The sequence below is a fragment of the Cupriavidus sp. HMR-1 genome (assembly GCF_000319775.1).
Lineage (GTDB): Bacteria > Pseudomonadota > Gammaproteobacteria > Burkholderiales > Burkholderiaceae > Cupriavidus > Cupriavidus metallidurans.
Window position 1 is genome coordinate 1 of the sequence record NZ_ANKP01000280.1, and the last position, 8,930, is coordinate 8,930.

Below are 8,930 nucleotides of genomic sequence, written 5' to 3' on the forward strand. Positions count from 1 at the left end.
TGCCGGCGCCTGGCCAGCGCGCTGACCCGTGCCGGCGTGGGCAAGGGCGATACCGTGGCGGCGCTGCTGCCCAACACCCCGGCGATGGTCGAGGCGCACTTCGGCGTGCCGATGGCCGGTGCGGTGCTGAACGCACTCAACATCCGCCTGGACGCCGCCAACCTGGTCTTCATGCTGCGCCACGGCGAGGCCAAGGTGCTGCTGGCGGACACCGAGTTCGCCGATGCCGCCCGCCAGATGGCACGTGAGGTGCGTGGACTCAAGGTGATCGCGGTGGAAGACGTGCTCGGACCCGACGCCGAGCGGTTCGGCGACACCGATTACGAGTCCTTCCTGGCCAGCGGCGATCCGGAATTCGACTGGAAGATGCCCGGCGACGAGTGGGACGCCATCGCCCTGAACTACACGTCGGGCACTACCGGCGACCCGAAGGGCGTGGTCTATCACCATCGCGGCGCGGCCATGAACGCCATCTCCAACATCCTGGAGTGGGACATGGCCAAGCATCCGGTCTACCTGTGGACCCTGCCGATGTTCCACTGCAACGGCTGGTGCTTCCCGTGGACAGTGGCGGCCCGCGCCGGGGTGAACGTCTGCCTGCGCAAGTTCGAGCCGAAGCTCGTCTTCGACCTGATGCGCGATGAAGGCGTGACGCACTACTGCGCCGCACCGATCGTCCACACCGCGCTGGTCAACGCGCCGCCGTCGTGGCGCGAAGGGTTGCGCGGGCCGGTGCGCGGCATGGTGGCGGGCGCCCCGCCCCCGGCGGCGGTGCTGGCGCAGATGGAAGCGATGGGTTTCGACCTGTCGCATGTCTACGGCCTGACCGAGGTCTACGGCCCGGCCGCGGTCTGCGCGGAGCAGGACTCCTGGCACACGGTGTCGCAGGAAGAACGCGCGGTGCTGAAGGCGCGCCAGGGCGTGCGCTATCACCTGCAGTCCGGCGTCACGGTGCTGGACCCGGATACGATGCAGCCCGTACCGCGCGACGGCGAGACCATCGGCGAAATCATGTTCCGCGGCAACATCTGCATGAAGGGTTACCTCAAGAACGACAAGGCCACGCGCGAGGCGTTCGCGGGCGGCTGGTTCCATACGGGCGACCTTGGCGTGTGCATGCCTGACGGCTACATCAAGATCAAGGACCGCAGCAAGGACATCATCATCTCCGGCGGGGAGAACATTTCCAGCGTCGAGGTGGAAGACGCGCTCTACCGCCACCCCGCGGTGCTGGCCGCCGCCGTGGTGGCGCAGCCGGATGCCAAGTGGGGCGAGACGCCGTGCGCGTTCGTCGAACTGAAGGATGGCGCGAGCGTCACCGCCGAAGAACTGATCGCGCATTGCCGCACGCTGCTGGCCGGCTTCAAGGTGCCCAAGGCGGTCTACTTCGGGCCGCTGCCCAAGACCTCTACCGGCAAGATCCAGAAGTTCGAACTGCGCAAGAAGATGCAGTCGAACGCTGCCATCGACGTCTGATCGACCGGTCGACCGATCGCTTGATGGAAAGAACGCGCGACGGGTCACCCCGCCGCGCGTTTTTTATCGACATTCCCGCTCAGAACTGCCCGAAGAACGCTCGCGCGGCAACCATGCAGAACGGCGCCACCAGCGTGCCGTGATACGCCTGGATGACCGCCGACGCGCCGCCATCCTGCGCGCCCGCTGCCACCGCCTGCGCGGCAACATTCATCTTCGCCAACGAGAAGCCTTGTTTGAGCGCCGCATAGGGGTCGCTTGGGCCGGCGATGGGCGCATCCACATCCAGCACGCTGGTCAGGCCCGCCGGCACCTTCGCGCTGCTCCAGTACGCCTGCTGCACCGTGGCGTTGAAGAAGAACACGGTGGGATCGTCGTGCCCGCCGCATAGCTGAACCGGCGCGCGTGGCTGCCAATTGCGCAGATCGTTGATCTTGAAGTCCACGCGCAGCGGTTGCACGGGCCGCGTTGCCGGCGCCATCGACACGGTCGAACTCGGGAACGCGCCGTCCGGATTGACCAGCGCATCCTCAAGCATGGCCAGCCGGTAGTCATTGCGCACGAGATCGGCATTGCCGAATCCGAGCGCGAACACCGGCGTCAGGTCTGGCGAAGCCAGCGGCGGTGACAGCGGCGGCGTCAGCGATGCGAACTGCGAGGCCGGCGGCGTACTGTTGAAGAGCTGAGTCGGTGGCAACTTGCCTTGCGTGAAAATCTTGTCGAGCGAATTCATGCTCGGCAGCAGGCTGGCGATGCCTGGCGCATAGGCCGACTCGTAGAACTCGGACGGCTTGCGGTAGAGATTCTGGTAGGACCGCTGGTAGCTCGTGGTGACGAGCACCGCGAACACCGTGGAACCGATACCCACCTGCCCGGCCACCAGTGCGTCGCCCATTGCCGCCAGTGCATACGGACCCGACCCCGGCGCCGACGCGGTCACCGGAATCCCGGCAGCCTGCAGCAGCCGGTGCGTCGCCATCGCCACGTAGCCACCCTGCGAATATCCGGTGACGAAGAGCTTGCCACTCTCCCGCACGTTGCGCCCGCCACCCGGCGCCCGCATGACGACGCGCGCGGCGGCAAGCGCGCCCACCATGTCGGCCGATTGCTGCGCCCCATTCAGGTACGGGTGATAGTCGAGATCCGAGCCCGCATAGCCGGCATAGTTGCTGGCCACGACGATATAGCCCTGCGCCGCGTACATCGCGGCTACGCTGATGCCCTCCGACGCGCCGTCGCCGTTACGCGGGTCGGTCTGCGTGATATCGGCGAGGTTGTACTTCCTGTACGTCGTGGTGCCGTGCGCGTACAGCAGCGTCGGGCGCGGACCACTGCAGGCCGCGCCACCGGGAATCATCAGCGCGGCGCTGGCGTTCGCCGGTTCCCCGGCGCCGCCCACCGTGCGGTAGCGCAGCGTCACGATCTCGATGTCGCACCTTGGCACGCCCGCAACCTGCATCAGCTGGCGTCCATCGTCAGTGGATCCGAGCAGTGCCGCCAGTTGGGCCGCGCTCAGGCGCAAGGTGGTCTGCTGGTTCAGCAGGCCACCTCCGCCAAAGCCGCAACCGGCCCCATTGCATGCCGCGGTGCTCTGGGCGCTGGCGCCCAGCGTGGTGCAGGCCGCCAGCGAGGCAAGGCCCACCTTGAACAGGATTTCCCGCATTTACGACCTCCTCCGCTCTTGTTTTACCCGGCATGGCTCGTGCCGGGCGCTGCTTGTAATGTGCGGAGTGTAGGTAAACGGCGTCGTTCGCCCAATCGAAATCGCGTGTATCAGGCTTGATTCTGTCCTGACAAATTCTGCGATGCGGGTGAATCGGACGCCGGCGGCTTCAGCCTCCGCGCGCGCGGCGCGCTTCGTAGGCTTTCAGGCTGGTCAGCGCCATCTCCAGCGTCGGCGCTGCGGTCTGGCCACGGCGGGCCAGCATGTCACCCACGATCTGGTCCGATTCGATCGCCCCGCCGCGCTCGAGGTCGCGCAGCATCGAGGCTGTCAGCGGGGATCCTTCGGCGAACAGCGTGGTCTTCGCCTGCTCCAGTGCGGGCCCCCGGGCCGGATAGCCATTGGCGGCCGCGACGCCGGCGCATTCGCCAAGCAACGCCGCGATGGTCTCGCGCCCGCGTGGCGCGGCGAGAATATCGCCGATGGTCGCTCGCATCAGGCAGGTAGCCGATGCCAGCGTGGCCAGGAACAGCCATTTCTCCCACATGTCCTGCAGCATGGCGTCGCTGCGTTGGACGTCGAAGCCGGCATCGCTGAAGGCGGCGGCCAAGGTCAGCGCGCGCTCACTGCTGCCCGAAGGGCGCTCGCCAAAAGACAGAACGTGGAAGCTCGACAGATGAAGAATCGTGCCCTGGTCATCGAGCGTACTGGAGATCAGGCAGCGGCCACCCATGACACGCCCGGCGCCGAAGCGCGCGTCGAGGCGATCCAGATGCTGCATGCCGTTGAGCAACGGGATGATGACCGTGTTCGGCCCCATGGCGGGCGCGAAGCCATCCATGGCGCTTTCGAGGTCATACGCCTTGCAGCTCAGCAACACCACGTCATAAGGCTGCGTGATTTGCTCGGACAACACCACAGGGGGATTCGGGAAATGCAGGTCGCCGTGCGGGCTCTTTACCCGCAGGCCGTGCTCGGCCAGTTGCGCGGCGCGGCGGGGGCGCACCAGGAACGTCACATCACGCCCGGCCTGCAGCAGCCGCGCGCCAAAGTAGCCACCCGTGGCTCCCACTCCGACAACCAGAATTCGCATCCTCGACTCCCAGATCTGGCCCGGCAACGAGCCGGGCAATGCGCCATTGTAGTGATGGCCCGGAAAGTCTGCTGGAAGCGAAATGCAGGTCGATGGATGGCCCGGAACCTGGGACTCGTGGCGTTGCCTGCGGATCGGCCGCAAGCAACACCACGAGCGTCAGGTCATGTCAGTAGGTTGAACACCAGCCCGAGTGCAATGGCGCCGCCCAGTGTCTCCACGGCGGCCAGCGCGATCAGGTTTCTCAGAATGAAGGCATCGTCCTGCTTGGTCACCATGGTGTTGTCTCCAGAAAGGTTTCCAAACCCCGGGGAGACGCCGCGCGCGCCCCGGCCACACTGCACAACCTGGGTTCAGTAGACTGCAACGCCGCCAAGCGGAAAAGTCGGCACAAACCCTCATGGGGTGATTGCTGATGGCATACGGGTCACGCGCCTGCCGCGGCCCTGGAGGAAATGGTGATGCTTGCGCCGGTTTACTTCGCACGCGAATCAACTATACTTTGCATCTACTTCGCATACGAACATCTTCATTGCCCCTACCCCTTCCATTGCAGGAGACAAAGCCGTGATTCCGGAAATCCAAGCAGGACTTGAACGTGGCGTGCTGACCCTCACGATTTCGCGAGCGGACAAGAAGAACGCGCTGACCAACGACATGTACGGCGCCCTGGCGGACGCCATCGGGAATGCATCGACCGACGCATCGGTCCGGGTCGTGCTGATTCAGGCTGACGGTGATTCCTTCACGGCCGGCAACGACATCGGGGAGTTCGCGGCCCAGGCCACCGGCAACGCACCCAAGGAGCGCCATGTCGTGCGATTCCTGCATAGCCTGGCGAATGCCACTGTGCCGATCGTCGCGGCAGTCCAGGGCAAGGCCGTTGGCGTCGGCACGACCATGCTGCTGCATTGCGACTACGTGGTCCTGGCCGACGACGCGCAGTTGATCACGCCGTTCGTGAACCTCGCGCTCGTGCCTGAGGCAGCGTCGAGCTACCTGCTGCCGTTGCGCATCGGCCACGCGCGCGCGTTTGAAATGTTCTCGCTGGGCGATCCACTGCCGGCGGACACCGCCGTGGCATGGGGCATCGCGAACCGGACGGTTCCGGTCGACCAGTTGCGCGCGGAAGGCCGACGCATCGCGGAGAAGATCGCTACCAAGCCGTCCGGCTCTCTGACGGCAATGAAGCGTCTGATGCGGGAGGCCGAGAAACTGGTCGCGCAGATGGACGCCGAGAGTTCGACGTTCGTGGAGCGGCTGCGCAGCGCGGAAGCGAAGGAAGCCTTCACGGCGTTTGCCCAGAAGCGCCAGCCGGACTTCAGCAGGATCGCCAAGCAGTGATGCGCCAGAAGGCGTCGTCTGCTTCGGCGCCTTCGTTCATCCCCGGCATCACTCGTCGTCGCTGGCCGGGAATTTGTCCTGCAGGCTCGTCAGCCAGCGCGCCACCACATCGATCTCGGCGGCCGTGAACCCCTCGGTCAATCGGGCATTCAGTTCGGTGAGATTCGACCGGGAGCGCTTGAGCGCGGTGCGCCCGGCATCGGTCAGCCAGATGCGGAAGGCCCGGCGATCGTGCTCGTCCAGGCCGCGTTCGACCAGCCCCGCCCGCTCCATGCGATCCACCAGCCCGCTCACGCCCGGCGCGCCAAGGTCGAGCGCCGCGCCGGCCTCGCTCATCAACGCGCCATCGTTCTTGCCGAGGAAGAACAGCATTCCGGCCTGCGACGCGGTGACGCCACCGGCGGCGGTGCGCGCCTGTGTCCATCGATGCAGCCGACGCTGACCGACATTCAGGAGGTAGACAAGTCGAGGATTCAAGACGGTACCCGGATGATTTAGTTCGCGCGCGAATTTTTTTGAATGTTATCACGCACGTGACACGGGACTTTCTACGACCGGGGACGGATTGGAGATACGCTTAGACGCGACCAAGGCGGCGCCGATGGCGACCGCCCTGGCGGATACGACTCGGATCAGTTCAGGTTGCCCGGGTCCTGAGCGCGGCGCTGCTTCGCCTTGGCGGCGTAGTACGCGCCGACCTGCTTCTGCGTGACGTAGCCCTTCTTCTTGGCATCGATCTTGTCGAAGTCCTTCGCCACGTGCGGCATTCCTGCCTCGGCTTCCTCGCGCGTCAGCTTGCCATCGTGGTTGGCATCCGCCTCGTTGAATTTCTCCGTGAACTTCGCCTTGGCTTCCTGCGCGTTCGCGGGGGGCTGCGGCTGCGGTTGTGTCTGCGCGCCAGCGGTGGCGGACAGCAACAGCAACGCGAACACTGCGCCGGCAGCGGCGAAACGATGGCTCATATCAGTCTCCTCGGGTAACTCAGGTTGTTGTGATGCCACCGCGGGCCTCCCCACAGCAGCGGTACTGCAATGGACCCAATCCAGACGCATTCTATGGGCACCGCTTGCGTTCGGCCGACGCATCGAAAGAATTCAATTCCGCAGCGCAAAGGCTTCACATCAGGTTGTCTTCATCTCGTGACAGCCACGACTCGACGCGGTTGCGGCCGCTCCTCGTGGCGCAATAGGGCGCAAGGAACCAGCCCCAAGCTTCAAACGCCTGTTCGCCACGTAGCGGGCGCGGCGTCCCATTGATCACGGCACGCTGCGTCACGAGCGTTTTGAGGATGCATGCGCGATCACCCAGGAACGTCGCCGCCACGATAGAGGCTTTCCGTCTCAGAAATTACGACGGCGGACGAATGATCGGAACGTCGCGCGTATGGGAAACCCGATCTGGCGGCAAGTGCATCATGACCCGCCCATCGCATTGCGTGCTTGGGCATCGCCCGGGCTTTCGTCTACGTTATAAAACCAGGCCGCTTCAATGGGGGGGCATGATGAAGAGGGTCACTGTGCGCTGGGCCATTCGTATGGCCATCTGCCTCGCAACCGGCCTGCTCGCGGCAGGCAACGTGAGCGCATCGGACATCATCTGCCATTCGCGCGGAACCACCCCCCCGGTGGTTTGCGATGACCCTGGCGGCAGCGGGATGCGCTGCTCGCTGAACACCAACAGCCCACACGCAAGTGGCACACACAATCGCCTGGTGTGCGACTCACCGGGACTGTCCGAGCGTTACGAACGCATCTATGCCGAGCAGCAGAGGATGCTGCACAAGGGCACGATCCAGAACGCCGATATCGTCGCCTGGCGCGCCCGGCGGGATGCCTGTGATTCGGCACGCTGCCTCGATGGCCTGTTCCACCTGTTCTGGCGGGACCGCAGTTCGATGCACAGCGCAACGGCCTCCGCGCCGCGTGTCGCAGCGACCGCGCCATCGACCGTACGTCATGACGCGCCGCCGGCAGCCGCTGCACCAGCGCAACACATGGCGGACGCGGCAGCACCTGTCCGCGCGACAGCCACACCTGCCATCGCGCAGCCGGTTCGCGCCACGGTGTTTGAAACACCCGTTGCCATGCCTGTCGCACACGTCCCTGCCACTTCGACCACTGCCGTCGACATCTCGCTGACCGATTCGGACACGGCGATCTATGGCGACGAGTCCGGACCTGCGTCACTGGCGTGGGCCAGCGCCATGCTGGCACTGGTCATCACGGGAACCACGGCTGGATTCCTCTGGCGCCGTCGACGCGCCTACCCGTCTAATCGGCCGCCCGTGGTCATCCCTGCGGCGATCGTGATCGTGTATGCGCTCCTGCTGGTCAACGTGTTGCTATTGCCATTCACGCTCAGCCTGAAGTGACCTCGCGGTCGACACGGCCTCCAGGCGATACGAGCGAAGATGGTAAATTCGGCGGATTCCCCGCAATTCCGCTTTCTCACGTTCCCCACCATGCGTCTGGCCGGTATCTCCGCAATATCTCTCGATCTCGACGACACCCTTTGGGCCTTCGAACCTGCAGTCGTGCGAGCGGAACAAGTCCTGCATGACTGGCTGCTGCAGCAAGCGCCGAAATCCGCGCCGATCCTTTCATCACCCCAGGTGCTGCGTGACCTCCGCGTCCAGTTCGAAGCCATGCGCCCGGAGCTGGCTGGCGACATGCGCGCGCTGCGGCTGGGCTCGATCCGGCTGGTGCTCGACATGTCGAAAGAAGACCCCGGCCTTGCCGAGGCCGCCTACGACGCTTTCTACGCCGCGCGCCAGCAAGTCGATTTCTTCGACGATGCGCTGCCCGCGCTGGAATGGCTGAGCCAGCGGTTTCCGCTCGTCGCGGTATCAAATGGCAATGCGAATCTCAAGCTGACTGGCGGGCACCAGTTCTTCCGGGCATCGCTGAATCCGCAGAGCTTCGGCAGCGGCAAACCCGGCGCCGCGATTTTCCACGCCGCAGCCGATGCAGCCGGATGCGCACCCAGCCGGATGCTTCACGTCGGTGACGATCCCGACCTCGACGTAGCCGGCGCTATCGCCGCAGGCGCACAGGCCGCATGGGTGGTGCGCTCGGAAGAGGCATCCGCCGCGCAATGGTCACGCAGCAGCCCGCCGCCGCACCTGATCGTTCGCGATCTGCGGGCGCTGTGTCAGGCACTGGACGCCTGAAGCACGCGGAAACGTTATCGAAAGAAAACGAAACGGCTCTTAGAGGCGCTATCAAAATGAAGCAAAGCGGTTCTGGCTAGGGTGAAGCAGGGGTTTCGGCTCGTATGCGAGCCGCCTGCGGAACGGCATGTGCCTGCGAGCACATGCGCGCCCTGCAAGGGCGCGGCCGCAGACAGTACAAGTGG

General features: G+C 65.1%; 9 protein-coding genes. 4 read left to right on the forward strand and 5 right to left on the reverse strand.

Annotation, left to right across the window (positions count from 1 at the left end; translation table 11 throughout):
* The coding region (locus D769_RS30430; RefSeq protein ID WP_008652581.1) for an acyl-CoA synthetase at positions 1 to 1,476 on the forward strand (1,476 nt) is incomplete at its 5' end.
* 79 nt (positions 1,477 to 1,555) lie between these two features.
* Here D769_RS30430 and D769_RS30435 read toward each other — a convergent pair.
* Together D769_RS30435 and panE are read right to left on the reverse strand one after the other, a co-directional pair.
* A complete protein-coding gene (locus tag D769_RS30435) occupies positions 1,556 to 3,139 on the reverse strand; it encodes a hypothetical protein (RefSeq protein WP_008652582.1) in 1,584 nt (527 codons plus the stop codon).
* Positions 3,140 to 3,308: 169 nt separating this feature from the next.
* The gene (gene panE, locus D769_RS30440; RefSeq protein WP_008652583.1) at positions 3,309 to 4,232 is read right to left on the reverse strand and encodes a 2-dehydropantoate 2-reductase; all 924 of its coding nucleotides are present in this window, start codon (positions 4,230 to 4,232) and stop codon (positions 3,309 to 3,311) included.
* Between the two features lie 567 nt (positions 4,233 to 4,799).
* On the opposite strand from panE, the gene D769_RS30445 reads away from it, so the two are divergent.
* Positions 4,800 to 5,576 (forward strand): enoyl-CoA hydratase, encoded by a 777-nt coding sequence (locus tag D769_RS30445; RefSeq protein ID WP_008652585.1) that lies wholly within the window; start codon positions 4,800 to 4,802, stop codon positions 5,574 to 5,576.
* A 48-nt stretch (positions 5,577 to 5,624) separates the two neighbouring features.
* On the opposite strand, the gene D769_RS30450 is transcribed toward D769_RS30445, so the two are convergent.
* From D769_RS30450 to D769_RS30460, 3 genes are all read right to left on the reverse strand, one after another.
* Positions 5,625 to 6,053, reverse strand: a complete 429-nt coding sequence (locus tag D769_RS30450) for a MarR family winged helix-turn-helix transcriptional regulator (RefSeq protein WP_008652586.1) — start codon at positions 6,051 to 6,053, stop codon at positions 5,625 to 5,627.
* 155 nt (positions 6,054 to 6,208) lie between these two features.
* Entirely contained in the window at positions 6,209 to 6,538 is a 330-nt protein-coding gene (locus D769_RS30455) for a calcium-binding EF-hand protein (RefSeq protein ID WP_008652587.1), read from the reverse strand.
* A 154-nt stretch (positions 6,539 to 6,692) separates the two neighbouring features.
* Complete coding sequence (locus D769_RS30460) at positions 6,693 to 6,899, reverse strand: hypothetical protein (protein ID WP_008652589.1); 207 nt, start codon at positions 6,897 to 6,899, stop codon at positions 6,693 to 6,695.
* Positions 6,900 to 7,110: 211 nt separating this feature from the next.
* Between D769_RS30460 and D769_RS30465 the strand changes: the two genes are divergently transcribed.
* Together D769_RS30465 and D769_RS30470 are read left to right on the forward strand one after the other, a co-directional pair.
* Entirely contained in the window at positions 7,111 to 7,947 is an 837-nt protein-coding gene (locus D769_RS30465; RefSeq protein ID WP_008652591.1) for a hypothetical protein, read from the forward strand.
* 90 nt (positions 7,948 to 8,037) lie between these two features.
* Complete coding sequence (locus D769_RS30470; RefSeq protein ID WP_040011368.1) at positions 8,038 to 8,745, forward strand: HAD-IA family hydrolase; 708 nt, start codon at positions 8,038 to 8,040, stop codon at positions 8,743 to 8,745.
* Positions 8,746 to 8,930: the final 185 nt, after the last annotated feature.